A 24,703-nucleotide genomic window follows, 5' to 3' on the forward strand; every position below is an offset into this window, starting at 1 on the left:
CCCGGCATGCTGCCCGGCAAAATCGCGACGCTGCTGGTTATCTCTGCCATCCTGTCGGTGATCGGTGCGCTGCTGGTCGCCTGGCGCTACCGGGTGGCCATGCAGGCGCTGATGACGGCACCGCTCGCTGCACCGAGCACTGGCCAGGCCGCGCCGAGCCGGCCCCTGCCCTGTACGGCCGATGCCCCGGCCAGGCCGGTCAGCCTCGCCGACAACCGTCGTGCCGAACGTCAACTGATTGTCGCCTTCCTCGGCATCACCCTCGTGATGTCCCTGGCCCGTACGCTGCTGATGCAGGTGCTGGCCAACGGACCAATCACGATCATCACCGTCAGCACCTTGTGCGCCGCCTACGCCTGGCCGGTCGTGCCGGTCGTTGCCATCATCCGCCGCTGGTCGCGCCGGCGCTTCGCTACCTCCCTGCTGCTCTGGTTCGTCGCCGCCGTCGCCTTGCTCAGCTGGCGAACCACTGAAGACGTCCAGTTCATTCAGGTGCTGAAATGGATGTCCTTCGACATCGGCCTGCCGCTGGTCGTCGTCAGTGCCCTCTGCCTGGGCAGCGCCACACGCGCCGTCGCCCCCTGGCTGGCACCGCTCTTCTTCCTGCTCGCCTGGGCCTCACTCACGGGAATCGACGTGCTGGAGGCGCTGGTAGGATCGAATAGCCCCATCGCCTTCTGGTTGGCCAGCCTTTTCGGCGCCGTCACGGCCATCGTGCTCTTCGCTTTCGCCTTCGTTTTCATCGCCTGGTGGCCGGCCCGCGCGCTCGGCCGCTGGCTGGGGCGAGCCTACGCGGCCCGCCAGATTTCGGAACTGTTCTACCTGTTCTCTGCCGTCTGGGTCATCGCCCTGACCGGCCCGGCACTCGGCGCCATCGCCAGTGAAGGCTGGCGCGCCCTGCTCTATTTCCTGCCCCTGATCTGCATACCGTTCGGTGCCCGCTTGATGCAGGCCACCACCGGCCAGCGCCAGCCCGGCCGGCCGCCGACCCTGCTCGTGCTGCGCGTTTTCCAGCAGGACGCCAATGTTCAGGATCTGTTCAACCGCGTCATCGAACGCTGGCGCCTGACCGGCAACACCGTGCTGATCGCCGGCACCGACCTGCTCACCCACACCACCGACCCCGACGACATTTTCACCTTCCTCGACGGCCGTCTGGCCGAGCGTTTCATCCACAGCCCGGCCGATGTGCCGCGCCGGATCGCCGCCTTTGAATGGCAGCCCGATGTCGAAGGGCGATACCGTGTCAATGAATGCTATTGCCACGACACCACCTGGCAGCTGGCGCTGGCCGAACTGCTGCGCGTCAGCGACGTCGTGCTGATGGACCTGCGCAATTTCATCGCCGCCAACAAGGGCTGCCTGTATGAACTGGAAACCCTGTCCTCGGCGCCCGGGCTGAACCGCGTGGTGGTGCTGGTCAACGACCGCACCGAACTGGCCGCCGCCCAGGCCGCGACCGCCAAGGCCCCGGCTAGCCGCTTCGTCTGGGTGCCCCAGCAGGGCGATACCCCCCCGGCGACCGAACAGGTGCTGGCCCCCTTGCTGGGCACGCCCTCAAATTGAGGCGATGGAGCTCTGTTTTGCTGGCAAGATTTGGCTGGGCGTCGTTGGCAACCTGAATGGATTCCAGCGACTACGCACAGCAAATTGTGTAGCGAATCATGCATCTGTCAGCTAAAAAACCGACACATTGTGGCAGACTATCCTCCTGATCGGCGAGCCAAGCCGCGGCACCGATTCTCCGATAATCCCTGCAAAAATATTCAGTGACATAGCTCAATATTGAACAGGCACGATCCTGGCGTTGTCACACACGTTCGGCCGCATTAAATTATTGAGGCCCGATCCATTGTTTGGAAATTTCCTTAGTGCATAGCCCCACGCTTCTCATCCTTGCCGCGATCCTGATGGGAATCATGACCATGATGCTAATGGCTGCCTGGCGATTTAATCGGCAAATTGCCGGATTTGGCTTTTGGGCCACTTCCTATTTTTTCGGCACCCTGTTCTGCGTCAGCCTGCTGGTACGGACAGCGGTGCCCGAGATCTGGTCAGTGATCGCAACGCAAAGCATGCTCTTCCTGATGGCCTACCTGAATCTGAGAGGGACGCGGGCCTATATCGGTCAGCCCCGACTCTCGCCCGCCTACGCCGCTGTGGCGCTCCTCCTGCTCATCGCCGTCTCGGGCTACTTCACGATGGTTCACCCCGACCCGGGTATTCGCTTCACGCTATCGAGTCTGATGGCGGGCGTCATCTTTCTGCTCTGCGCCAGAACAATCGCCAAAGGGAAAATGCAGGAATACCCGGCCCGCTACCTATTTGCCATGGCTTGCGGCGGCCATGGGGCCTTCCTGCTGATTCGCCCCTGGTTGTTCAGTTTGGGTAATGCCGGCCTGTTCGATGCAGCACAGGCAATCGCCGTCTCCCAGTTCGTCATGGTCGAAGCCATCGCCGCTATTGTCCTGATGGCTTTTGGCATCGTGATGCTGGCCAATGAACAAGTGACGCTCGAACTGAGAAATATCGCCGAAAGAGATCCACTGACCGGCGTTTTCAACCGCCGCTCCTTTCTGACTTTGCTCGACAAGTGCATCAGTCATTCGGCGCGAATGACTTCATCGTTATCCATCATGCTGATCGACCTCGACCATTTCAAAAGGATCAATGACACCTGGGGGCACAAGAGCGGTGACGAAGCCTTGCGCCATTTCGTTGCGGTTGCCGCTCCCTGCATCCGCAACGGCGACATCATCGGCCGAATCGGCGGTGAAGAGTTTGCGATTCTGCTGCCCAATACCAGCCTGACTGAGGCAGAAACTGTGGCAAATCGCCTGCGCCATGAAGTGGCGGAAAGCCCTGCCGAACACGAACATGGCGACATTACCTTGACGGTCAGTATCGGGGTCACTCACTACATCAAGGGCGAGGCACCTGAAGTCACGCTCCATCGTGCCGACAACGCCATGTATATGGCCAAGAAGGATGGGCGCAACCAGGTCAAAGTGGCTCTATGTCAGTACAACGCGGACAAATCTGATTTATCGGAAAATAGCGCTGAACCAGATCTGCAAAGCGAAGGACACAGGGTCAATAGCCTCAAAACGAGCTTTAGCCAGTCAGGGAGTTGAACCCTCGTTTTTTTCGGTCATCACAGTCAAAAGTGACCGTCCCGCCCGCGCCTTAAATCAGCCGGATGCCCCACCGAAACACCTGATATTTGATGCAAATATCAAATATGCGATGATTGTCCAGCAAACAAATTTTGGAGCATTCATGGCTTACACCTTCACTTGGGAAACGAAAGGCGTCTACAAGTACTTTTCCGGCGTGCTGACTGCCGCCGAGTACCATCGTAGCCAGGTCGAGCTGACCGGCGACGCAAGGTTTGACAGCACGCGCTACGTCATCAATGACTTCTCCGCAATTGAGCGCTTTGTCATCACACCCGAAGAAGCTGAGTACATGGCCGCCTACAGCCAGGGGCCACACATGGCAAACCCGACTCTCCGGGTCTGCTTCATCACGACCGCTCCCAGCGTTCTGGCACTGATCAGCGGCTCAAGAGATATTTCCATATTCAAGCTGGAAGCCTTCCCGACCTTGGCCGCAGCACGGGAGTCGCTGAGTCAAGGCCGCAAGCCCGTCATGGCAAGCGCCTAAATCCGGATTCGCTCGCGCGGCGCCAGCTTTTGCCACAAGCCCAATTTTTGGCGACTTCCCCGATTGCTGAACCCTGGAGAGGCTCTTTGAAGCAAGCTTTCACGCCGCTTCAAGCGGATCACAGATCCCGCTACCCGAACCTCGGAGCCACCAAAAAATGACAAATAATTCACAATTGAAATATTTTTCATATTTTAACGAATTAAATTAACCTACAATTGCCGGTGAATACTTGATTCATCAGCCCATGTAGTACCTCGCCAGGACAGTGATGCAAGCATTGTTCGCGGTCGAGCCAGTGAAGGAATAGTTGGGATGTATCGCAGTTTCAACTACCAATCGTTGAAAACCCGAATCACGCTCGTGACCTTCGGCATTTTTCTGCTGGGCACCTGGTCACTGTCGTTTTACGTCGGTCGAGTCCTTGAGCGCGACATGACGCAATTGCTGAGCGATCAGCAGTTCTCCTTGGCCAGGCTGCTGGGCAAGGAAATCGATCAGGAATTGTCCACTCGCCGCACTGCGCTCGAGTTGGCCGCTCTGTCCTCCGAGCAGGCGATGCACCAAGGCCCTGCCGCGATGCAGACATTCATCGAACATCACCCTTTCCTGCTCTCCATGTTCAACGGCGGCCTCGTCGCCATCGGACGGGACGGGGTGGCCATTGCTGAAGTTCCGCTGTCAGCCAAGCGGATCGGGACCAATTACCTTGACCGAAAAGTCGTTGTGACAGCCCTCGAACAAGGGCATGCCAACATCGGCAGCCCTGTCCTCGGCAAGACGCTCAAGGCCCCTGCTTTTGTCATGGCCGCCCCCATTCGTGACGAACACGGGAGCGTCATCGGCGCACTGGCCGGGGCGGTTAATCTGGGCCAGCCCAACTTCCTGAGCGAGATCATGGATAGCCGCTTCGGCAAATCCGGCGGTTTCCTGCTGATCGACCGGGCTGGCCGCCAGATCGTGATGGCGACCGACAAGCGTCGCGCCCTGGAGAAACTGCCCGAACCGGGAGTCAATCCGCTCATCGACCGTTTCCTTGAGGGCTACGAAGGCTCGGCCATCATGGTCAATCCGCTCGGCCAGGAAATTCTTGCCTCGGACGTCGGCTTGCCGTCGGCCAACTGGATCGTCAGCGTGGTCTCGCCGACTGATGAGGCGTTTGCACCGATCGTCAGCATGAAGCGGCAAATGCAGATTGCGGCGCTGGTTCTCACCTTCCTGGCGGCCGGGCTGACCTGGTGGGCCTTGCGGCGGCAGATGAAACCGCTGGATATGGCGATAGCCCGGCTGCAGCAGATGAGCGCCCCGGCGCAGAAACTGGCGCCATTGCCCATCGAGCATCCCGACGAAATTGGCCGGCTCGTGAAGGCCTTCAACGTCCTGGTCGACACCGTCGACGCCCGCGAGCAGGCGTTGCGGGAGAGTGACGAGCGCCTGCGCAATATTCTGGAAACAAGCCTTGATGGCTTCTGGCGAGTCAGCCAGGAAGGGAATCTGCTGGAAGTGAACGAGCGGTACTGCCAACTTTCCGGGTACACGCCAGCGGAAATGCTCGGCCGGTCGGTCATCGAATTTCTGGGTAAGCAGGACCTTCAGTTGGCCATGGCGCGCCACCATCAAATACTCGCCACCGGCCGTGGACTGTTTGAAGACACCCACCGCCGCAAGGATGGGACGACCTGGCATGTCGAAGTCAGTGCGACCTATCGTTCAGGCGGGGCAGACGAAGTTGTTTCATTCATTCGCGACATTTCGGAGCGCAAGCGGCATGAGGCGGCCTTCCTGGAGGCCGAGCACAAATTCAATGCCCTGGTCCAGCAGTCCCTGGTCGGCGTCTATATGATTGCCGCCGGGCGCTGGCTGTACGTCAATCCGCACTTCGCCACGATGTTCGGCTATGCCAGCCCGCAAGAACTGATCGCATCCGCCCAGGTCAGCGATCTGGTCGCCCCGGAGGACAGGGAACTGGTGGCCAACAACCTCCGGCGTCGCGAGGAGGGAGCGCTCGATCAAATCAATTACTCGTTTTCCGCACGGCGCAAGGATGGCAGCCTTTTCTCCGTCGAGGTCTATGGCAGCCGGATCGAGTTCGAAGGCCAGCCGTCGATCATGGGGGTTGCGCTGGACATCACGAAACGCCGGCAGGGCGAGTCGGCGCTGGAGAACCAGCGTAACCTTCTGGAGGACCAGGTGCTGGCGCGGACGCGGGAGTTGGCCGAAGCCCGGGACAGGGCAGAGGCAGCCAACCGCGCCAAGACGGCTTTTTTGGGCAGCATGAGCCACGAACTTCGTACGCCGCTCAACCACATATTCGGATTTGCTGCCCTGCTCGGCAGCGACATCGAAACCCCACGCGGCAAAGAGCGCCTGAACAAGCTCAAACTGTCGGCCGATGCCTTGCTGACATTGATCAACGACCTGCTCGACTATTCCCGCCTGGAGTCCAACCAGATTGTCATCGACGATCAGAATTTCGAACTGGCCGCCTTGCTCGACCAGATCGAACTGGCCTACCGGGAGGTTGCCGCCAGCAAGGGACTGCTTCTGCAGCAGCTGACTTCCCCCCTGCTGCCGAAGCGATTGCGCGGCGACCCCATCCGCCTCGCCCAGATCATCGGCCACCTGGTCGACAATGCAATCAAGTTTTCGCAACATGGAATGGTCAGCTTGCGAGTCAGCCAGGAAGAGGGCGACGGCACCCAGCGCCCCTTGCTCCGCTTCGAGGTTGAGGACCAGGGCCCCGGTGTGTTGCCGGAAATCCAGGGCAGTCTGTTCACGCTGTTCCAGCAAGGTGACAACTCGACCACCCGCCGCTTCGGTGGAACAGGATTGGGCCTGGCCCTGTGCAAACGAATGGTCAGGCTGATGGCTGGCGAGATCGGCTTTTCATCGGTCCCGGGTCAAGGCAGCACCTTCTGGCTCGTCGTTCCGCTGCTGGCGGCTGACAGCCGAGAGGCGGCACCAATCGACATGGAACCCGGCGAGGCCCCGGCCGCCACGCTGAACATTGCCGACCTTGCCGGATTGCTGGCCGCCGGAGATATCGAGGCCAAGACGCTTTGCGATCGGCATCAGGCAGACCTGGAGCGGCTCTTGAAAGACAGAACCCCAGCCTTCCGGGAGGCAGTGGCGGACTATGATTTCGAAACGGCTCACCGGCTGATGCAGGAAGCAATCGGCAATCCGGCGCCCTAGAGAGCCGTTGATTGTTGCCATCCCCGCGAAAGCGTTGATTTTCTGGATTCCCGCCGTGGGAAAATTACGTTTTCGCATTTTCTCCGCCTGATCATGAAACCCGACACGGGCTTTCATGGTCACACCAGCCCTGAAAACGAAAGCTGTGCCGGCTGGCGGAATACTGTAGTAATTTCCGGACAATCCAGCCCAAGCCCCCACCCGCCCATGACATCACGCCCCCCGATACTCACGCTCAGCAAAACCTTCACCGCCTTTTTTGAATCAGAGCGGTCGAGCGGCATATTGCTGATTGCCTGCACGCTGCTTTCCCTGGCCATCGCCAACTCGGCACAGGGGCCGGCCTATCTCGGTTTCTGGCACAACAACGTGGCCGGCCTGAGCGTCGAACACTGGATCAATGATGCCTTGATGGCCATCTTTTTCCTGTTTGTCGGGCTGGAACTGGAGCGCGAACTATACGTCGGCGAGCTGTCCAATTTCCGCAACGCGCTGCTGCCGATTGTGGCCGCCGTCGGCGGCATTTGCGTGCCGGCGCTGATCCATTTCGGGCTGAATGCCGGCACGCCAACGCAAAACGGCATCGGCATTCCGATGGCGACCGACATTGCCTTTGCGCTCGGTGCGCTGGCCTTGCTGGGCAGCCGGATTCCCGCTTCGCTGAAAATATTCCTGACGGCGCTGGCCGTCATGGACGATCTGGGCGCCATCATCGTCATCGCCATCTTCTACACCGCCAAATTTTCGCTGGCCTACCTGCTCGGCGCCCTCGCCGTCTTCGCCGCACTACTCGTGCTCAATCGCGTCTTCCGCATCATGGCGCTGTGGCCCTACCTGCTGGGCGGCGCCGGCATGTGGTTCCTGATGTATCAGTCCGGCGTCCATGCCACCATCGCCGGCGTGCTGCTCGCTTTTGCCATCCCGTTTTCCGCCACGAGCGAAGATGAACATTCCCCGTCGCACCGCCTGGAGCATTTCCTGCACAAGCCGGTAGCCTTCCTCATCCTGCCGATTTTTGCACTGGCCAACACCGGCATCGTCATCGGCAGCGGCTGGCAGAGCGACCTGCTCAGCGCCAACAGCGCCGGCATCATGGCCGGCCTGGTGCTCGGCAAGCCGCTCGGCATAACGCTGCTCAGCCTGCTGGCCGTCAGCATCGGCCTCTGCCGCCTGCCGGGCGACCTGCAGTGGCGCCACATTTTCGGCGCCGGGCTGCTCGGCGGCATCGGCTTCACGATGTCCATCTTCATCACCAACCTGGCCTTCACCGGCAACCCCGACGTAATCAACGCCTCGAAAATGGCCATCCTCCTCGCCTCCTTCACCGCCGGCCTGCTGGGCTTCATCTGGCTGCGGCTTTGCAGTCAGCAGACGGTAGCCAACACCTGACGCAAGGCGCCAATGATCGAGTCGTAGCGATGCGGGTCGCTGTTTTTCCGGCCTGTAGCTGGCGCAAAACAGACCGCGGCTTTTAGCCAACCCCGTCAAGAAACCGTGTTGCTGAGGCTTCAAACAGGGCTCTTGCCCCAAACGCCTCGCTCAACTTGACCACGTGTAGCCACGCGGCTACACTTGTCCAATGATTGAGATTCGCAAAACGGACGTCTTCGCTCAATGGCTTGATAGCCTGCGCGACATTCAGGCCCGGGCTCGCATTCAGGTTCGGATCGAACGACTGGCCGCTGGCAATGCCGGTGATGCCGAGCCTGTCGGAGAAGGCGTGTCGGAGTTGCGAATCAACCATGGCCCCGGCTACCGGGTGTATTTCAAGAAGCGAGGGCAAGAGCTGATCATTCTGTTGGCCGGGGGAGACAAGAGCACCCAGGCCAAAGACATCAAAACAGCCCTGCGCCTCGCTCGTGATCTTTCGGAGCAAGCACCATGACCAAAACCGCTACCACCCGCTACGACGTTGCCGAGCACCTCAGAACCCAAGAGGAAATGGCCGCCTATCTTGAAGCCTGCCTTGAAGAAGCAAACGGCGACGCGGCTTTTATCGCCAAGGCGCTGGGTGACATCGCTCGCGCCAAAGGCATGTCACAGGTCGCCCGAGATGCCGGGCTATCTCGCGAGAGTCTCTACAAGGCGCTTTCCGGCGACCGCAGCCCCGGCTTCGACACTATTCTCAAGGTCGTCGGAGCGCTGGGGCTGAAGCTGCATGCGCAGGCTAACCATGGGTGAGTCGTAAAAAGGGCGCGCACAGTTTCATGTGTTGGCACGGACTCCTGTTCTGTCACCATTTTTCTACTTATAGTTAAATTGCCATGCCTTGCGCACTCTGCCTCTCGGATGCTCCGCTCCGTGATTCCCATATCATTCCTGAGTTTATGTACGAATATCTTTACGACGATATTCATCGATTTCACGTGCTACATCGAGCGGAAGGCGAACGAAATCGCTACGAACAGAAAGGACTCCGACAGAAATTATTGTGTGATAACTGCGAACAGCAGATTGGTCGATATGAGAGGTACGTAAGCCATGTATTCGGCGGCACGATTGAGCTGGAATACGAGACACATGGGCGATTGGTTATCGTAAAAAATATCGATTACAAGGCCATGCGCCTTTTTCAGCTCTCAGTACTGTGGCGTGCAGGTATCTCCTCCCTCCCGTTTTTCTCCCAAGTGGATCTGGGCCGCCATCAGGAAACTCTGCGCCAATTGATTGCGTCAGAAAATACAGGTAACGAGTGGCAATATGGTTGCATGATGTTTTCGCTGTTGCATGATGGAAAGCTGCAATCTGACCTTATTGTTGAGCCGACACCGAGCAAGGTTGAAGGCACTCGTGGATACCGCTTTGTCTTTGGGGGTCATCTGTGGTTTTTCTTTGTCGCGAATCATCGCAGTAGCAATAAGCTGGAAACCCAATCACTCGCCCCAACTGGTGAATTGCGCCTTTTAAAGAGCGACCTTACATCGGCAAAATTTATTACGGAAATCGCAAACGACCTCGTGCGACACGGGAAATTTTCTGCGCGATAACTCTTGGGTTCAGAAGCAAAAATGGGCAGAGCCAATTTAGAAGTTATCTAACCCGCTCTCGCTTTTTGGCCATTTTTCCCCGTTGACCGTAGCAATCAGCGCACACCCTGCAACTCGCTGCGTAGCGCACTGATGATCGACTCATAGCGATGCGGATCGCCGTCCTTCCCCGCCCCATAGACGGCCGAACCTGCGACGAAGGCATCGACCCCGGCGCGGGCTATTTCGGCGATGTTGGCGGTGTTCACGCCGCCGTCGATTTCGAGGCGGATGCGTCGGCCTGTTTCCTGTTCATAAGCATCGAGCTTGGCGCGCGCCAGTCTGGCTTTGGTCAGCGTGCCGGGGATAAATTTCTGGCCTCCGAACCCGGGGTTGACGCTCATGAGCAGGATGACGTCGATCTTGTCGAGGACGTAATCCATGTAATCGAGCGGGGTGGCCGGGTTGAAGACCAGGCCGCTTTGGCAGCCGCTATCACGGATCAGCGACAGGCTGCGGTCGACGTGGTCGGAGGCTTCCGGATGGAAGGTGATGATGTTGGCGCCGGCTTTGGCGAAGTCGGGGATGATGCGGTCGGCGGGTTTGACCATGAGGTGCACGTCGATGGGTGCGGCGGTGCACGGCCGGATGGCGGCGCAAACCAGCGGGCCGATGGTCAGGTTGGGGACGTAGTGGTTGTCCATCACGTCGAAGTGAATCCAGTCGGCGCCGGAGGCGATGACGTTGCTGACTTCTTCGCCGAGCTTGGCAAAATTGGCGGAGAGGATGCTTGGGGCGATGACGAAATCAGGTTGGCTCATGGTGCCTCCGAAAAAAGGCGGCCCCAGACTTCGGGGCCGCAAACGCAAGGTACAGCAGAGTAAAACGGTGTCGTCATTCCCGCGGCCTCGACACACCCGGAACTCCGCTTCGCGGCGGGCGAGGCGGGAATCCAGTAAATGCGTCGCGCCTGGATTCCCGCTTTCGCGGGAATGACGGTTAACTGAGCCGCATTGCCGCCTTGGCGAGGATGACGAATTTGGTCAGCGGTAGGCGGCAGCCATTTTTTCCAGTGACACGGGTTTGATGCGGCAGGCCTGACCGGCGCAGCCGAAAGCGTCGAAACGCAATTTGCCGATGTCGCGCGCCGCCGCTACGGCGGCTTTGAGGAAGGCGCGCGGATCAAACTCTTCCGGATTTTCGGCCATCGCCTTGCGCATGGCGCCGGTCATGGCGAGGCGGATATCGGTGTCGATATTGACCTTACGCACGCCGTGCTTGATGCCCTCGACGATCTCCTCGACCGGCACGCCGTAGGTTTCCTTCATCGCGCCGCCGTACTGGCGGATAACGGCCAGCCATTCCTGCGGCACGCTGCTGGAACCGTGCATGACCAGATGAGTATTCGGGATCCGCGCATGGATGGCCTTGATGCGGTCGATGGCGAGAATTTCGCCGGTCGGCGGCCGGGTGAATTTGTAGGCGCCGTGGCTGGTGCCGATGGCGATGGCCAGCGCGTCGACGCCGGTCCGGCTGACGAAATCGGCGGCCTCTTCGGGATCGGTCAGCATTTGCGAGTGATTGAGCTTGCCAGCGGCGCCGATGCCGTCTTCCTCGCCCGCCTCGCCGGTTTCCAGCGAGCCGAGGCAGCCCAGTTCGCCTTCGACCGAAACGCCGATGGCGTGGGCCATCTCGACCACCTTGCTGGTCACCAGGACGTTGTAGGCGTACGGGGCCGGCGTCTTGCCGTCCGGGCCCAGCGAGCCGTCCATCATCACGCTCGAAAAGCCGCTGCGCATCGATTGCTGGCAAACGGCCGGCGAGGTGCCGTGGTCCTGGTGCAGGCAGACGGGGATGTCCGGGTATTGCTCGATGGCGGCTTCGACCAGCTTGCGCAGGAAGGGCTCGCCGGCGTATTTGCGGGCGCCGGCCGAGGCCTGCAGGATGACCGGGCTGTCGCAGGCTTCTGCCGCCTGCATGATGGCCTGGATCTGCTCCATGTTATTGACGTTGAAGGCGGGTAGACCGTAGCTATGCTCGGCGGCGTGGTCGAGCAGTTGGCGCAGGGAAATGAGGGCCATGGCGTGTCCTTAATGTTTTGGGGAAGCGGTAACAAAATGAAGCGCAGCGGTTCTGGCTAGGCGCGCCGCCGCAGGCAGTACAACGGGTACGACAAGTCGGCGCAACGACGCCAGAATCATTTTGTTGGCGCTGCCGAGATGTGGCGCACGAGGCGCAGCAGGTTGCAGGTATAGCCGTACTCGTTGTCGTACCAGGCGACGACCTTGACGAAGGTCGGGTCGAGCGCGATGCCGGCGCCGGCGTCGAAGATCGAGGGCAGACGGCAGCCGCGGAAGTCTGTGGAGACGACGCTGTCGCTGGTATAGCCGAGGACGCCCTTGAGCGGGCCGGATTCCGAAGCGGCCTTCATGGCGGCGCAGATCTCCTCGTAGCTGGCGGGACATTCCAGCTCGACGGTCAGGTCGACCACCGAGACATCGGAGGTCGGCACCCGGAAGGCCATGCCGGTCAGTTTCTTGTTGAGCGCCGGGATGACCTTGCCGACGGCCTTGGCTGCGCCGGTCGAGGACGGGATGATGTTTTCCAGGATGCCGCGCCCGCCGCGCCAGTCCTTGCCAGACGGGCCGTCGACGGTCTTTTGCGTGGCGGTGGCGGCATGCACGGTACTCATCAGGCCGCGCTTGATGCCGAAGTTGTCGTTGAGCACCTTGGCCACCGGGGCCAGGCCGTTGGTCGTGCAGGAAGCGGCCGAAACGATGTCCTCGCCGGCGTAGGTATGGTGATTGACGCCATAGACGAACATCGGCGTGTTGTCCTTGGCCGGTGCCGACTGGACAACCTTGCGGGCGCCGGCATGGACGTGCTTCAGGCAGCCTTCGTGAGTCAGGAAATGGCCGGTCGCCTCGATCACCACGTCGGCTTTGACCTCGCCCCAGTTCAGTTGCTCGGGATGGCGCTCGGCGCTCAGGCGGATGAGCCGGCCGTTGACCAGCAGGTCGTTGCCGTCGACCAAAACCTCGCCGTCGAAATTGCCATGCACCGAGTCGTACTTGAGCATGTAGGCGAGGTAGTCCGGTTCGAGCAGGTCGTTGATGGCGACCACCTCGATGTCGGCGAACTCCGCCTCCTTGGCGATGGCCCGGAAAGCCATGCGGCCGATCCGGCCGAAGCCGTTGATTGCCACCCGTATTGGCATGGTGTTGTCTCCTTGGTAGTTGCTAGTAGTTAGTTATTAGTTGCTAGCAGGGCGGTCGTTGTTGGGGGTTGTCGCTTTTGCTAACAACTAACGACTACCGACTCGCGACTAGAAGTCGCCATCGCTGCCCCCGGCGCTGACAATGGTGCGCAGCACCGTTTGCGCCAGGTTGTCCGCCGTCAGGCCGTAGTGGTCATAGAGCACCGGGGCCGGGGCCGAGGCGCCGAATTCGTCGATGCCGAGCACGTCGCCGTCGAGGCCGACGTACTTGTGCCAGAAATCGGTCTGCCCGGCTTCGATGGCGACGCGGCAGACGTCCGTCGGCAGCACGAGCTTTTTCCAGGTCGACGACTGCTGGTCGAAGCGCCGCGTGCAGGGCATCGAGACGACGCGCACGGCGACGCCGCCGGCTTTCAGGATGGCCTGCGCCTGCATGGCGATGGCGACTTCGGAGCCGGTCGCGATGATCACCGCCTGCAGCTGGCCATCGGCTTCGGAGAGCACGTAGCCGCCACGGCTGGCACCTTCCGCCCGGCTCGTCGCGCCGCCGTATTGCGGCAGATTTTGACGCGACAAAAAGAGGGCGGAAGGTCCGTCTTGGCGCTCGAGCGCAGCGGCCCAGGCGATGGCTGTTTCCAGCTCGTCGCAGGGGCGCCACAGGTCGAGGCCGGGAATGATGCGCAGGCTGCTGGCGTGTTCGACCGGCTGGTGGGTCGGGCCGTCCTCGCCAAGGCCGATGGAATCGTGGGTGAGCACGTGGACGACGCGCTGCTTCATGAGCGCGCTCATCCGGATGGCGTTGCGGGCGTAGTCGGAGAACACGGCAAAGGTGCCGCCGTAGGGAATCAGCCCGCCGTGCAGGGCGACGCCGTTCATGATTGCCGTCATGCCGAATTCGCGGACGCCGTAGGAAACGTAGTTGGCCTGCCGCTCACCGGCGCCCCGAAGGAAGTGCCCTTGGGGTACCTCGTGCAGGGCGACGCTGCCCTTGCCGGCGGTCAGGTTGGAGCCGGTCAGGTCGGCCGAGCCGCCGAGCAGTTCGGGCACGCGGTCGACCAGCAGATCGAGGCAGTTTTGCGACGATTTGCGGGTAGCGACGGCACCTTCCTTGCGGCCCGCCGCGGCGAGCAGTTCGCTTTTGATTTCGGGCCATTTTTCCGGTAGACCGTGGGATTGGGTGCGTTCGAACTCGGCAGCCAGTTCCGGGTATTTCGAGCGATACACCGCAAAGCTGGCCCGCCAGACCATCTCGGCTGCCTCGCCATCGGCGCGGGCATTCCAGGCGACGCGCAGGCTGTCCGGCACTTCGAACGGCTCATGCGCCCAGCCGAGGGCGGCGCGGGTGGCGGCCGTTTCATCGGCGCCGAGCGGCGCGCCATGGACGTCGTGAGAACCGGCCTTGTTCGGCGAACCCCAGCCGATCTGCGTGCGGCAGACGATCAGCGTCGGTTGGCCGGTGACCACCTTGGCCTCGGCGATGGCGGCGGTCAGTGCGGCCGAATCATGGCCGTCAATCGGCCCGACGACATGCCAGCCATAGGCGCGGAAGCGGGCCGGGGTGTCGTCACGGAACCAGCCCTTGACGTGACCGTCGATGGAAATCCCGTTGTCGTCGTAGAAGCAGGTCAGCTTGTCGAGGCCCCAGACGCCGGCCAGCGAACAGGCTTCGTGGCTGATGCCTTCCATCAGGCAGCCGTCGCCGACGAAAACCCAGGTCCGGTGATCGACGATGTCGCAGCCCGGCCGGTTGTAACGCTGGGCCAGCAGCTTTTCGGCCAGCGCCATGCCGACGGCGTTGGTCAGGCCCTGGCCGAGCGGGCCGGTGGTCGTTTCGACGCCGGGCGTGTGGCCGACTTCCGGGTGGCCGGCGGTGCGGCTACCGAACTGGCGGAAGCTCTTCAGGTCGCCAATGCTCAGGTCGTAGCCGGTCAGGTGCAACAGCGCATAGAGCAGCATCGAACCATGGCCGTTCGAGAGCACGAAACGGTCGCGGTCGGCCCACTGCGGATTGGCGGGATTGTGCTTGAGATGGTCGCGCCACAGCACTTCGGCGATGTCAGCCATGCCCATCGGCGCGCCGGGGTGGCCGGATTTGGCCTGATTGACGGCGTCAATGGCGAGGAAGCGGACGGCGTTGGCCAGTTCGCGGCGGAAGGTGGTTTCGGTCTGGTTGCGATCCATGGTTGTCTCCATTCTTCAAATTCAGTTTGCAGATCGCCATCCCCGAGCGAGCGGGGATGGCGTTCCTTGCATCTTTTGGGTTCGTTCCCGCTCGTGCAGGAACGACGAATTCCTAGGCCCGACGCTTGTGATCCATCAGCCGCAAAACCATCGGCGTGAAAATCATCTGCATGGCCAGACCCATCTTGCCGCCGGGGACGACCAGCGTGTTCGGGCGGGTCATCATGGCGCCGTGCAGGATGTTGATGAGGTACTGGAAGTCGATGCCCTTCGGGTTGGCGAAGCGGATCACCACCATGCTTTCGTCGGCCGTTGGGATGTCGCGGGCGATGAAGGGGTTGGAGGTATCGACGATGGGCACACGCTGGAAATTGACATGCGTGCGCGAGAACTGCGGGCAGAGGTGGCTGACATAATCCGGCATGCGGCGCAGGATGGTGTCGGTGACCGCCTCCTGCGAATAGCCGCGCATTTTCTGGTCGCGGTGCAGCTTCTGTATCCATTCGAGGTTGATGGTCGGCACGACACCGACGCAGAGATCAACCTGCTTGGCGATGTCGATCTTATCGTCGGCATAGGCGCCGTGCAGGCCTTCGTAGAACATCAGGTCAGTGGTCGCGGTGATCTCCTGCCACGGCGTGAAAGTGCCCGGCTGCTGCCCGAAAGGCTCGGCCTCGCCGGCGTCGTGCAGGTATTTGCGGAACTTGCCAGTGCCGTTCTGGCCGTAGGCGATGAACAGATCCTGCAACTCTTCAAGCAGATTGGCGCCGGGGCCGAAGTGACTGAAGTTGCGATTGCCGGCCTCTTCCTGCGCCTTCATTTCGGCGCGCATGGCCATGCGGTCGTAGCGATGGAATGAATCGCCTTCTACGATCTGCGCATTGAGGCACTCGCGGCGGAAGATGTGCTGGAAGCTCTGCATCACCGTGCTGGTGCCGGCGCCGGACGAACCGGTGATGGCAATGATCGGGTGTTTGATGGACATTTTTCTCTCCCTTTGCTTTGAGTTCAGGCGTGCGATTCGTCGCGGAACAGCGAGCGTTCCGAAAACAGCGGCGAAACAAACGGCCGATCAGCCCCGGTGTCGTATTCGTGGTGATAGCGCTCGAGCCGCTCGACCTCGTTCCTCGAGCCGAGGATGACAGGCACGCGCTGGTGCAGGGCGTCCGGCGCCACGTCGAGGATGCGCTGGCGGCCGGTGCTCGCCGCGCCGCCGGCCTGTTCGATGAGCATGGCCATCGGGTTGGCTTCGTAGAGCAGGCGCAGACGACCCGGTTTGCTCGGATCCTTGCTGTCCTTCGGGTACATGAAGATGCCGCCGCGGATCAGGATGCGATGCACTTCGGCCACCATCGAGGCGATCCAGCGGGTATTGAAATCCTCACCCCGAACGCCCGTCTTGCCGGCCTTGCACTCGCTGACGTAGCGTTGCACCGGCGGCTCCCAGAAGCGCTCGTTCGAGGTATTGATGGCGAATTCACGGGTATCTTCTGGGACGCGAATATTGGCGTGGGTCAGGATGAAGTTGCCGCTCTCGCGATCCAGCGTGAAGCCGTGGGTGCCGTTACCGAGCGTCAGCACCATCATCGTCGATGGGCCGTAGATGGCGTAACCGGCGGCGACCTGTTGGCTGCCCGGAAGGAGGTAATCGCCAAGCTGGGCGTCGCCTGCGGTCAACCGCGAAAAGATCGAAAAAATGGTGCCGACCGAGACATTGACGTCACTGTTCGACGAGCCGTCGAGCGGGTCGAAAACCAGCAGGTAACGACCGCGCGGGTATTCGGCTGGGATCGGATACGGGTCGTCCATTTCCTCCGAAGCCATGCCGGCCAGTTGGCCGCCCCACTCGCAGTGACGCAGGATGGCTTCGTTGGTCAGCACATCGAGCTTCTTCTGCACTTCGCCCTGGATATTGGTACTCTCCAGTGCACCGTGATGCCCGGCCAGTGCGCCTTTAGCGACCATCGCCGAGATGGTCTTGACGGCGGCGGCGACGTCGATGAGCAGGGCGCCGAGTTCGCCGTGGCTGGAACGGGTGTTTTCAATAACAAACTTCGAGAGGGTCGTACGGCCGAATTGCATGGTGTCTCCAATCATTCTTGTGTTACCGCATTGGCAACAAAGATAAGTGACTTCTTAATTAAGTAACAGTCAGAGTTTCTTATCACCTGAGTAAGTCATAGATTATTAACGCAGCGCTTACCGGCCACTTCAGAAATCCTGACTGGATGCCCGAATCACCCCCGGTTATCGTGCGGCGCATGCACCCACTCAAAGCCCTGATCTTCGACGTCGACGGCACGCTCGCCGACACCGAGCGCGACGGCCATCGCCCCGCCTTCAACCACGCCTTCGCCGATCTCGGGCTGGACTGGCACTGGGACGAAAGCCTGTACGGCGAATTGCTCACCATCACCGGCGGCAAGGAGCGCATGCGCCACTACGCCGAACGCCACGCGCCCGACATCGCTGCCCGGCCCGGATTCGACGCGCTGGTTCGCGACCTGCACGCTGCCAAGACGCGCCACTACCTGCGCCTGGTCGACTCCGGCACCCTGCCGCTGCGCCCCGGCGTCGCAACACTCATCCAGCACGCCCGCCAGCGCGGCCTGCGCCTCGCCATCGCCACCACGACCACCCCGGAAAACGTCACCGCCCTGCTCCACGCCACGCTCGGGCCGGACGCACCGGGCTGGTTCGAGGTCATCGGCGCCGGCGACATCGTGCCCAACAAGAAACCGGCCCCCGAGATCTACCGCTGGGTGCTCGACCGCCTCACCCTGCCGCCGGAAAACTGTCTGGCCATCGAGGACTCTGCCAACGGCCTGCAAGCCGCCCAAGCCACCGGCCTGCGCTGCCTCGTCACGCCCAACGACTACACCGCCGGCGAAGACTTCAGTGGGGCATGGCGGGTACTGGCAGACTTGCGGGAGTTCGACCTCGACGCCATCGCCGACCTGGCAATTTCAAATTTGGCTAATATTTCCAGTTGACCGTGGCAAGCCTTCCGGAGGCTGCCGTACTTGTCGTGCTGACATCAACGGTCAGCCTGATTGTTAGCGGCCCGGCGATTCAAGCCTGGCCAAGCCCTTCGTTGAGCAATTCATCGAGGAATGCCCGGGCCGGCAGCGAGAGGATCTTGTTCCGCAGGTAGACCACGTTCCACACCTGTTTCACCGGAAATCCATCGACATTCAAGATGGCCAGTCCATCGCGGGCAAGGTCATTGCCCAATGCATGCCGGGAAAGCACCGACAAGCCCATGCCGCTGGCGACCAGATCACGAATTGCCTCGTTGCTGGCAAGTGCCAGACGCACCTTGAGCTGCGTGCCCGTCTCATGCATGTGCTGATCGATCACATGGCGAGACCCGGAGCCCTGCTCGCGAAAAAGGAAGGGCTCCGCGGCCAGATCCTGCAGAGAAACCGGCTTGCCGACAGCCCAATGCGCGGCAGGGGCGACGACCACGTAGTCGTTATCGAGAAAGGGTATCCGGACGATATCCAGATCATCGGGCGGGTAGGACATCACATAGAGATCGTCCTGATTGCTGCGCAGGCGCTGCACTATGTTCGCGCGATTGGCGATTTCCAGTTCGAGGTCGATATCGGGGTAGCGCTTGCAGAAAGAACCCAGCATGCGCGGTAGAAAATACTTCGCCGTGGTGACCAGTGCGACGCGCAATTTGCCGCGTTTCAAGCCTTTCAGCTCATCGATCGCCGACTCGAAGCGATTCCAGATGTCGTCAAGGCTGCGCACCGTCTGTAGCAGTTCCTCTCCTGCCGGCGACAGGGCGATATCGCGCCCGTTCTGCTCGAAAAGAGGCAGGCCTATGGTGTCGGCGATCTGCTTGATCTGTATCGAGACGGCGGGTTGGGTCAGATGCAAGGCGTCTGCTGCCTTGGTAAAGCTGTTCAGGCGACAGACGGCAGCAAAGGTTTCCAGCTGACGAAAGGTAATACGGCGACGCGGCATATATAAGCCTCAGCAAATCCAATAGCACAGATTGTTTAATTGGATTTTATATGTTTCACCATCGATAGTGGACTTGGAAGCACCCGAGACATCGCCCCTACTTTTGCAAGGAGACCTGAAGTGCGCAGATACACCAACAACAGTCCTGAAGCTGCCGCCCGCATCGTGGCGCTGGCATTGATGGCCGACGGGGCCGTTGATCGCAATGAAATCCTGTTGCTCGAGCGGCAGAACGTGGTCACTCGCCTCGGCCTGGACAACGACCGGTTCGACTCGATTTACTACGAATACTGCACGGACATGCTGACCAGCGCCAAGCGCAATGCGTCGGGCCTGCTTGAACTGGATGAACGCCGCATCAAAGCGATTCTGGACGAAATCAGCGATGCCGGGCTGCAGCGAAAAATCCTGGGCATCATGCTCGACATTGTTCATGCCGACCATCGCCTCAGTGCCGGAGAAGCCTCTTTGATTGCGCAGGCGCTTGAGCGCTGGGACATGGATTTGTGCGTGAAGGCCGAATCATCCATCCCGCGCCATTGCCTGCCAGCGGAGATGCCGAGCAATCGCAGCTCGGCAATTGGCGACAGAGGAACTCATCGTGTTGCCACTGGATAGACTGCCCTCTTCATCCACCGCAACACCGCTGCGCAGTGGCGTTCTACGTGAGTTCGCAATGCGCCAGGAGCGGCCAGCCCGCGACCAACGGGTCGATCTGCCCGAGATTCAGGAGTCCTTCCGCGTCAGTTTCAGCGATGCCGCCCTGGCTGCATCCACCGAAGGGGCGCGGACCGTTCTGCAGAAAGCCAAGCCGAGCGATGAACAGGGCGCAACCGAGCTGCAGTTACGCGCCTATCTGGCCATTGCGGCGCTATGAACATTGGCCCGGAAGACACATAAGCATTAATTAATGAATAGCTCTAATTTGTTTAATTGGATCAAATAAGCATCTGCCCGCATAGTGGTCCCGTCCCCGCAGAAAAGGGACCAAACAGAAACACCAACCCGACTTTCAAGGAGATTCAAGATGCGCCACTACCCATCCGACAGCCCCGAAGCCATGGGCCGCCTTGTTGCCCTGACCCTGATGGCTGATGGCGCCATCGATGCGAGTGAACTGAAACAACTCGATCACACCGACACCATCCGCCGCCTGGGCCTCAACGAGGCAAGCTTCGACAGGGTGATCCATGAGCTTTGCGACGACATGCTGGCCAGCGCCCATCGCACCCCGACCGGACAACTGGAACTGGATGTTGAAAACATCGACCTCCTGCTCGCCGAAGTTAAGCACCCCCTGTTGCGAAAACAGGTGTTGCGCATGATGCTCGACGTCGTCAATGCCGATAGCAAGCTCTCCGGTGGCGAGGCCGTGCTAGTGGCAGAGGCGATGAAATTCTGGGGTATCGACCTGTACGAAGTCTCTGACTGCTCGATACCCTCGCTGCGCCTGCGGAGTCAGGGTCGCCATGAGCATGTCCGCGCCTGATCGTTGAACAACACCAGACTTTTGCAGTCTGGAGCGAAGACAAGGGGGAGTAGCTCTCCGCCGCGGCGTCGTCAGCACGGAATGATTCACTGGTTCCCGGCGTCACGGGTGGTTCTGGCAACAGGGCCGCGAGCAAGACCTTTGCAGCACCGCAAGAGTGGCGTTTTCCGAAAGGAGCACTTGCCGGGCGCTGTTTGAAGGTTTTCTGACCGGGAGAGAATTCTCATGGAAACAATCGGCACCTGGTGGATGTGGTCCGGGTTTTTAGTCATCGTCCTCATCATGCTCGCCATCGACCTCTTCGTCGTCGGCGGCAGCAAACAACACCGCGTCACCCTCAAGGAAGCGGCCACCTGGTCAGGCATCTGGGTCAGCGTCTCCTTCCTCTTCGCCGGCGCCCTGTGGTGGTACCTCGACAGCACGGCCGGGCGGGAACTCGCCAATCAGAAAACGCTGGAATACATCACCGGCTACCTCATCGAGAAATCGCTGGCCATCGACAACGTATTTGTCTGGCTCATGCTGTTCAGCTTCTTCGCCATACCGCTCGAACTCCAGAAACGCGTGCTCATCCTCGGTGTGCTCGGCGCCATCGTCATGCGCACGGTCATGATCTTTGCCGGCGTCTGGCTCATCACCCAGTTTCATTGGCTGCTCTACCTGTTCGGCGCCTTCCTGCTCGCTACCGGCATCAAGATGTGGTGGTTCGCCGACGCCACCCCGGACCTTGCCAACAACCCGGTCATCAGCTGGATACGCCGGCATATGAAGGTGACCGATGATCTCCAGGGCGAACGCTTCTTCGTCATGAAAGAGGACGCCGGCAAGCTCGTGCGCTACGCCACGCCGCTGCTCCTCGTGCTGATCCTCGTCGAATTTACCGACCTGATCTTCGCCGTTGACTCGATCCCGGCCATCTTCGCGATCACTACCGACCCGTTCATCGTCCTGACCTCAAACATCTTCGCCATCCTCGGCCTGCGCGCCATGTACTTCCTGCTCGCCGACATGGCCGACCGCTTCTCACTGCTCAAGTACGGCCTGGCCGTCGTGCTCATGTTCATCGGCGTCAAGATGCTGCTCATCGACCTCTTCAAGATTCCGGTGGCCGTCTCGCTCGGGGTGGTCGCGGCGATCATCGCCACCTCGATCGTCCTGTCCCTGAAAAAATGCCCGCGAACGGTCCAGTAAAATTGGAATGAAGGAATCGAAAGCACAATGACGCACAACAATATGTTCGGCGCAGGCGAGGAAAGACAGGGTCAACCGTAGCAAGCCCGATTGCCCATCCCGCCACGAAATATTCAAGTTCGCCCCCACATCAGCCGTAATGGTTGATATACCAAGCAACCCGGGAACGAGACCATGAGCGAAAAAGAAAGCAAAGACAGCCAGGAGCATCCCGCCAAGGCTCGATCACTTGAAAAACCGATAATGATCCTCGTCGCCGTCGCCCTTGTGCTGACGCTGGCCAACACCGCCCTGATCGTCATGAACCCCACCGCCAAAAAGGTCGAGCAATTCAACGAAGAGCTCAAGACCGACCTGGCGGAAAGCATCGCCACCCTGCACAAGAAAATCGACGGCCTGCGCTCGGCCGAAACCGAATGGCAGTCCGTACTCAAAAAAGCCCAAGCCAAGCCCGACGCCATCTACAAGGTTGTCAACACCAAGGATGGCTACCTGACACTGACGGAAATCGAGAAAACCGAAGCTGCACCGGCACAGTAAATTGCCAGGCCGGTAGAAGGATGCGGATTTTGGCCAATATTCCAGCCGCCCCTCAACGGCGCCGTTGGCGACCGAAACAAGCAGCATAACGAGCCAGGCAGCGAGATGCAGGCTGGCTCGGGTGTTCAACGCAAGGGGGGAAGCGCTTGCGCCAATGAAAGTAGCGCACGTGCCTGACGGCATTACTCGTAGTGAGACCACATCCTGAGCACTTTGACCACACCTTGCTCTTCAAGCACTTGATAGACCAGCCGCTGCTGAATGTTGATTCGTCTTGAATAGGCGCCAGCCAAGTCGCCGATCAGCTTCTCGTAGGCGAGCGGGTTCTGGAACGGGTTCTCGGTCAAAATGGCCAGCGGGGCCTTGGTTTTCTCTTTCAGCCCAGCCGAGGCCAGTTTTTCCGCATCCTTTTGGGCGTGTTTCGCAAAACCAAACTACCAACTCACCAGGCCAGTTCCTTGCTGCACGCCTCAATCGGCGTCTCCATGCCTTCGCGAATCGACTCGCGCATGCCAGGCACGGACAGCAGGTACAAGGTTTCCTGAATCGCTGCCCAGTCATCGGCGGACACCAGCACGGCATTGTTCCGCTTCCCGGTAATGAGGACAGGCTGGTGATTCTCACTGGTTTCGTCGATCAGGCGATAGAGACTGGCCCGCGCCTCACTTGCTGTCAATGTAGTCAGCTGTACTCCTTTACCGGAGGGCAAGCGTACGCCATGCCGTACGCTCAGCCAATCAGGTGCAGCAAGCCTCCCTGTGGCAGAAAACAGGGGGAACTTATTCCAAATTTGGGGGTTGTATCCTGTTGACCGTGGAAGTCAGTCCGCCAAACATCTGCCGTACCCGCCCTCTTGGGCACGGCAAGTCAGGACTTGGCTGGCCAGGCGATCTGAACCTGCCGATGCTGTGTCACGCAGTCGCGGAGATAAAGATTGATAAGGCTCTGGTAAGGAACACCGGCATCAGCAGCCATGCTCTTGAAGTAAGCAACAACATCTTCTGAAAGACGCATGGTCACGGGCTTCTTCAGCTTCGATGCGTAAGGATTCCGACGCGACTTCATCTTGGAAAGGTCGTACTCAGCTTTCATGACATTCCACTTCCGTAAAAAGAGCTTTCACGCCTAGTAGCCTTGCGGGCCGAAATGATGCGGATGATAGTGCCCGCATCTCGTTCGCAATGACAGACGAGAAGCAAGTTTGCCTCCGTACTCATGCCCAGCAACAAAAACCGTTCCTCGTCCCCCGAGTGTTCGTCATCGAAGAACTGAACCGCAAACTCATCGTAGAAAACAGACTGCGCCTCCTCGAAGGAAACCCCGTGTTTTCTGGCGTTGGCCGTGGCCTTGGCTGAATCCCACTCGAACTTAATCATACGTACAGTGTATTGAAGAAACGACGTATGTCAAGGTAGCTCCCCTACCGTCACATCGAGCCATTTGATGAACATTGCCGAGGCTGTTTTCCCGCTTGAGCATCAGGGTCTTCCCGGCAGCCAACTGGCGGCGCAAACCGCTACACTTCCGACTCCCGGCACTTTCAATCACCGCATGGAAAACCTGCTTTACTGGATCGGCCTCGCCGCCGTCGCTGTCAGCGCCCTGACTGGCGTGCTCGATGCCGGCCGCAAGAACATGGACCTGGTTGGCGCCGTGATGGTCGGTAGCGCCACGGCGCTGGGCGGCGGCACGGTGCGCGATGTGTTGCTCGACCGCCCCGTGTTCTGGATCAGCGACCAGACTTACCTGCTGGTTGCCTTCGCGTCGACGCTGATCATTTTCTTTGCCGTACGCGGCCTCAAGCTCTCCCAGCGGCTGTTCCTGATTCCCGATGCCATCGGCCTGGCGCTATTCACTGTCGCCGGCACGCAGATCGCGCTGGAATGGCAGGCGCCGTGGCTGGTTGCCAGCCTGCTCGGCGTCATTACCGGAGTGGTGGGCGGCGTTTTGCGCGATGTGCTGTGCAATGAAGTGCCGCTTGTCTTCGTGCGCGGCGAGCTTTATGCCTCGGCAGCCTGGGCTGGCGCGCTGACGCTGGTCGGCCTGCAGCACATCGGCGTTTCGCCGGTGATTGCCGCCTGGGCCGGCATGGCGATCATCCTCGCTGCGCGGCTGCTGGCGATGACTTTCCGCATCACGCTGCCGACCTACTCCGAGCGGAAATAAGGCCGCTGCAACCAGGCGGCCGGGCCTTGCCTGCTAGGGAGGCGCTGATTCAATCCGATTAGTCATTCCCGCGAAAGCGGGAATCCAGAAGATTCAAGGCACTGGATCCCCGCTTTC

The 24,703-nt window shown here is 60.2% G+C and carries 27 protein-coding genes; 15 read left to right on the forward strand and 12 right to left on the reverse strand.

The window, feature by feature from the left end; translation table 11 throughout:
• The first annotated feature begins 6 nt into the window (after positions 1–6).
• The 4 genes from KI617_RS17070 to KI617_RS17085 all read left to right on the forward strand — a co-directional run bounded on the left by KI617_RS17070 (position 7) and on the right by KI617_RS17085 (position 6,861).
• Positions 7–1,566, forward strand: coding sequence for a DUF2339 domain-containing protein (locus KI617_RS17070; protein WP_226448312.1), 1,560 nt, complete (start codon positions 7–9; stop codon positions 1,564–1,566).
• 353 nt (positions 1,567–1,919) lie between these two features.
• Positions 1,920–3,134: a GGDEF domain-containing protein gene (locus tag KI617_RS17075; RefSeq protein ID WP_226448314.1), complete on the forward strand. Its 1,215-nt coding sequence runs from the start codon at positions 1,920–1,922 to the stop codon at positions 3,132–3,134.
• A 145-nt stretch (positions 3,135–3,279) separates the two neighbouring features.
• The gene (locus KI617_RS17080; protein WP_226448316.1) at positions 3,280–3,666 is read left to right on the forward strand and encodes a hypothetical protein; all 387 of its coding nucleotides are present in this window, start codon (positions 3,280–3,282) and stop codon (positions 3,664–3,666) included.
• A gap of 315 nt (positions 3,667–3,981) precedes the next feature.
• Positions 3,982–6,861, forward strand: coding sequence for a PAS domain S-box protein (locus tag KI617_RS17085; RefSeq protein WP_226448318.1), 2,880 nt, complete (start codon positions 3,982–3,984; stop codon positions 6,859–6,861).
• A 119-nt stretch (positions 6,862–6,980) separates the two neighbouring features.
• Here KI617_RS17085 and KI617_RS17090 read toward each other — a convergent pair whose 3' ends face one another.
• Positions 6,981–7,163: a hypothetical protein gene (locus tag KI617_RS17090; RefSeq protein WP_226451924.1), complete on the reverse strand. Its 183-nt coding sequence runs from the start codon at positions 7,161–7,163 to the stop codon at positions 6,981–6,983.
• Between KI617_RS17090 and nhaA the strand changes: the two genes are divergently transcribed.
• The 4 genes from nhaA to KI617_RS17110 all read left to right on the forward strand — a co-directional run bounded on the left by nhaA (position 7,147) and on the right by KI617_RS17110 (position 9,848).
• Positions 7,147–8,250, forward strand: coding sequence for a Na+/H+ antiporter NhaA (nhaA, locus tag KI617_RS17095; protein ID WP_264180025.1), 1,104 nt, complete (start codon positions 7,147–7,149; stop codon positions 8,248–8,250). The genes KI617_RS17090 and nhaA overlap by 17 nt on opposite strands.
• 190 nt (positions 8,251–8,440) lie before the next feature.
• Complete coding sequence (locus KI617_RS17100) at positions 8,441–8,746, forward strand: type II toxin-antitoxin system RelE/ParE family toxin (RefSeq protein ID WP_226448320.1); 306 nt, start codon at positions 8,441–8,443, stop codon at positions 8,744–8,746.
• Positions 8,743–9,042, forward strand: coding sequence for an addiction module antidote protein (locus tag KI617_RS17105; RefSeq protein ID WP_226448322.1), 300 nt, complete (start codon positions 8,743–8,745; stop codon positions 9,040–9,042). Before KI617_RS17100 ends, KI617_RS17105 begins: the two co-directional genes overlap by 4 nt.
• 146 nt (positions 9,043–9,188) lie before the next feature.
• Entirely contained in the window at positions 9,189–9,848 is a 660-nt protein-coding gene (locus tag KI617_RS17110) for a hypothetical protein (RefSeq protein WP_226448324.1), read from the forward strand.
• Between the two features lie 95 nt (positions 9,849–9,943).
• Here KI617_RS17110 and rpe read toward each other — a convergent pair whose 3' ends face one another.
• From rpe to KI617_RS17140, 6 genes are all read right to left on the reverse strand, one after another.
• Complete coding sequence (rpe, locus tag KI617_RS17115) at positions 9,944–10,648, reverse strand: ribulose-phosphate 3-epimerase (RefSeq protein WP_226448326.1); 705 nt, start codon at positions 10,646–10,648, stop codon at positions 9,944–9,946.
• 222 nt (positions 10,649–10,870) lie between these two features.
• On the reverse strand, positions 10,871–11,908 hold the full coding sequence (gene fba, locus KI617_RS17120) for a class II fructose-bisphosphate aldolase (RefSeq protein WP_226448328.1): 1,038 nt from the start codon (positions 11,906–11,908) through the stop codon (positions 10,871–10,873).
• A 116-nt stretch (positions 11,909–12,024) separates the two neighbouring features.
• Complete coding sequence (gene gap, locus KI617_RS17125) at positions 12,025–13,044, reverse strand: type I glyceraldehyde-3-phosphate dehydrogenase (protein ID WP_226448330.1); 1,020 nt, start codon at positions 13,042–13,044, stop codon at positions 12,025–12,027.
• Between the two features lie 108 nt (positions 13,045–13,152).
• Positions 13,153–15,225, reverse strand: a complete 2,073-nt coding sequence (gene tkt / locus KI617_RS17130) for a transketolase (RefSeq protein WP_226448332.1) — start codon at positions 15,223–15,225, stop codon at positions 13,153–13,155.
• A 112-nt stretch (positions 15,226–15,337) separates the two neighbouring features.
• On the reverse strand, positions 15,338–16,210 hold the full coding sequence (locus KI617_RS17135; protein WP_226448334.1) for a phosphoribulokinase: 873 nt from the start codon (positions 16,208–16,210) through the stop codon (positions 15,338–15,340).
• 23 nt (positions 16,211–16,233) lie between these two features.
• Positions 16,234–17,307, reverse strand: coding sequence for a class 1 fructose-bisphosphatase (locus KI617_RS17140; protein ID WP_226448336.1), 1,074 nt, complete (start codon positions 17,305–17,307; stop codon positions 16,234–16,236).
• A 146-nt stretch (positions 17,308–17,453) separates the two neighbouring features.
• Between KI617_RS17140 and KI617_RS17145 the strand changes: the two genes are divergently transcribed.
• Positions 17,454–18,218: an HAD family hydrolase gene (locus KI617_RS17145; RefSeq protein WP_226448338.1), complete on the forward strand. Its 765-nt coding sequence runs from the start codon at positions 17,454–17,456 to the stop codon at positions 18,216–18,218.
• Positions 18,219–18,297: 79 nt separating this feature from the next.
• On the opposite strand, the gene KI617_RS17150 is transcribed toward KI617_RS17145, so the two are convergent.
• Positions 18,298–19,200 carry a LysR family transcriptional regulator gene (locus tag KI617_RS17150; RefSeq protein WP_226448340.1) on the reverse strand — a complete coding sequence of 301 codons (903 nt, stop codon included), beginning with the start codon at positions 19,198–19,200 and terminating at the stop codon, positions 18,298–18,300.
• Between the two features lie 120 nt (positions 19,201–19,320).
• On the opposite strand from KI617_RS17150, the gene KI617_RS17155 reads away from it, so the two are divergent.
• The 5 genes from KI617_RS17155 to KI617_RS17175 all read left to right on the forward strand — a co-directional run bounded on the left by KI617_RS17155 (position 19,321) and on the right by KI617_RS17175 (position 22,420).
• Positions 19,321–19,818 (forward strand): hypothetical protein, encoded by a 498-nt coding sequence (locus KI617_RS17155; protein WP_226448342.1) that lies wholly within the window; start codon positions 19,321–19,323, stop codon positions 19,816–19,818.
• Positions 19,802–20,077, forward strand: coding sequence for a hypothetical protein (locus KI617_RS17160; RefSeq protein ID WP_226448344.1), 276 nt, complete (start codon positions 19,802–19,804; stop codon positions 20,075–20,077). Before KI617_RS17155 ends, KI617_RS17160 begins: the two co-directional genes overlap by 17 nt.
• Before the next feature lie 150 nt (positions 20,078–20,227).
• A complete protein-coding gene (locus tag KI617_RS17165; RefSeq protein ID WP_226448346.1) occupies positions 20,228–20,689 on the forward strand; it encodes a TerB family tellurite resistance protein in 462 nt (153 codons plus the stop codon).
• A gap of 225 nt (positions 20,690–20,914) precedes the next feature.
• Entirely contained in the window at positions 20,915–21,880 is a 966-nt protein-coding gene (locus KI617_RS17170) for a TerC family protein (protein WP_226448347.1), read from the forward strand.
• Between the two features lie 174 nt (positions 21,881–22,054).
• Positions 22,055–22,420, forward strand: coding sequence for a hypothetical protein (locus KI617_RS17175; protein WP_226448349.1), 366 nt, complete (start codon positions 22,055–22,057; stop codon positions 22,418–22,420).
• Positions 22,421–22,602: 182 nt separating this feature from the next.
• Here KI617_RS17175 and KI617_RS17180 read toward each other — a convergent pair whose 3' ends face one another.
• The 4 genes from KI617_RS17180 to KI617_RS17195 form a co-directional block, all read right to left on the reverse strand.
• On the reverse strand, positions 22,603–22,815 hold the full coding sequence (locus KI617_RS17180) for a Txe/YoeB family addiction module toxin (protein WP_226451908.1): 213 nt from the start codon (positions 22,813–22,815) through the stop codon (positions 22,603–22,605).
• A gap of 47 nt (positions 22,816–22,862) precedes the next feature.
• A complete protein-coding gene (locus tag KI617_RS17185; RefSeq protein WP_264180026.1) occupies positions 22,863–23,096 on the reverse strand; it encodes a type II toxin-antitoxin system Phd/YefM family antitoxin in 234 nt (77 codons plus the stop codon).
• A 191-nt stretch (positions 23,097–23,287) separates the two neighbouring features.
• Positions 23,288–23,512: a BrnA antitoxin family protein gene (locus tag KI617_RS17190; protein WP_226448352.1), complete on the reverse strand. Its 225-nt coding sequence runs from the start codon at positions 23,510–23,512 to the stop codon at positions 23,288–23,290.
• Positions 23,509–23,796: a BrnT family toxin gene (locus KI617_RS17195; RefSeq protein ID WP_226448354.1), complete on the reverse strand. Its 288-nt coding sequence runs from the start codon at positions 23,794–23,796 to the stop codon at positions 23,509–23,511. The genes KI617_RS17190 and KI617_RS17195 overlap by 4 nt, the downstream gene beginning before the upstream one ends.
• Before the next feature lie 67 nt (positions 23,797–23,863).
• On the opposite strand from KI617_RS17195, the gene KI617_RS17200 reads away from it, so the two are divergent.
• The gene (locus KI617_RS17200) at positions 23,864–24,586 is read left to right on the forward strand and encodes a trimeric intracellular cation channel family protein (protein WP_319004123.1); all 723 of its coding nucleotides are present in this window, start codon (positions 23,864–23,866) and stop codon (positions 24,584–24,586) included.
• The last annotated feature ends 117 nt before the right edge of the window (positions 24,587–24,703 follow it).

The organism is Ferribacterium limneticum, from assembly GCF_020510625.1.
In the GTDB taxonomy this organism is placed as follows: Bacteria; Pseudomonadota; Gammaproteobacteria; order Burkholderiales; family Rhodocyclaceae; genus Azonexus; species Azonexus limneticus_A.

Excerpts from the sequence above, each read along its gene's own strand:
- rpe (WP_226448326.1), bottom strand. The coding sequence starts at position 10,648 with ATGAGCCAACCTGATTTCGTCATCGCCCCAAGCATCCTCTCCGCCAAT.
- tkt (WP_226448332.1), bottom strand. The coding sequence starts at position 15,225 with ATGGATCGCAACCAGACCGAAACCACCTTCCGCCGCGAACTGGCCAAC.
- KI617_RS17145 (WP_226448338.1), top strand. The coding sequence starts at position 17,454 with ATGCCCGAATCACCCCCGGTTATCGTGCGGCGCATGCACCCACTCAAA.
- KI617_RS17140 (WP_226448336.1), bottom strand. The coding sequence starts at position 17,307 with ATGCAATTCGGCCGTACGACCCTCTCGAAGTTTGTTATTGAAAACACC.
- KI617_RS17105 (WP_226448322.1), top strand. The coding sequence starts at position 8,743 with ATGACCAAAACCGCTACCACCCGCTACGACGTTGCCGAGCACCTCAGA.
- KI617_RS17175 (WP_226448349.1), top strand. The coding sequence starts at position 22,055 with ATGAGCGAAAAAGAAAGCAAAGACAGCCAGGAGCATCCCGCCAAGGCT.
- KI617_RS17110 (WP_226448324.1), top strand. The coding sequence starts at position 9,189 with ATGTACGAATATCTTTACGACGATATTCATCGATTTCACGTGCTACAT.
- KI617_RS17135 (WP_226448334.1), bottom strand. The coding sequence starts at position 16,210 with ATGTCCATCAAACACCCGATCATTGCCATCACCGGTTCGTCCGGCGCC.
- KI617_RS17200 (WP_319004123.1), top strand. The coding sequence starts at position 23,864 with ATGAACATTGCCGAGGCTGTTTTCCCGCTTGAGCATCAGGGTCTTCCC.
- KI617_RS17070 (WP_226448312.1), top strand. The coding sequence starts at position 7 with ATGCTGCCCGGCAAAATCGCGACGCTGCTGGTTATCTCTGCCATCCTG.
- gap (WP_226448330.1), bottom strand. The coding sequence starts at position 13,044 with ATGCCAATACGGGTGGCAATCAACGGCTTCGGCCGGATCGGCCGCATG.
- KI617_RS17195 (WP_226448354.1), bottom strand. The coding sequence starts at position 23,796 with ATGATTAAGTTCGAGTGGGATTCAGCCAAGGCCACGGCCAACGCCAGA.
- KI617_RS17150 (WP_226448340.1), bottom strand. The coding sequence starts at position 19,200 with ATGCCGCGTCGCCGTATTACCTTTCGTCAGCTGGAAACCTTTGCTGCC.
- fba (WP_226448328.1), bottom strand. The coding sequence starts at position 11,908 with ATGGCCCTCATTTCCCTGCGCCAACTGCTCGACCACGCCGCCGAGCAT.
- KI617_RS17100 (WP_226448320.1), top strand. The coding sequence starts at position 8,441 with ATGATTGAGATTCGCAAAACGGACGTCTTCGCTCAATGGCTTGATAGC.
- KI617_RS17080 (WP_226448316.1), top strand. The coding sequence starts at position 3,280 with ATGGCTTACACCTTCACTTGGGAAACGAAAGGCGTCTACAAGTACTTT.
- KI617_RS17170 (WP_226448347.1), top strand. The coding sequence starts at position 20,915 with ATGGAAACAATCGGCACCTGGTGGATGTGGTCCGGGTTTTTAGTCATC.
- KI617_RS17075 (WP_226448314.1), top strand. The coding sequence starts at position 1,920 with ATGACCATGATGCTAATGGCTGCCTGGCGATTTAATCGGCAAATTGCC.
- KI617_RS17085 (WP_226448318.1), top strand. The coding sequence starts at position 3,982 with ATGTATCGCAGTTTCAACTACCAATCGTTGAAAACCCGAATCACGCTC.
- KI617_RS17190 (WP_226448352.1), bottom strand. The coding sequence starts at position 23,512 with ATGAAAGCTGAGTACGACCTTTCCAAGATGAAGTCGCGTCGGAATCCT.
- KI617_RS17165 (WP_226448346.1), top strand. The coding sequence starts at position 20,228 with ATGCGCCACTACCCATCCGACAGCCCCGAAGCCATGGGCCGCCTTGTT.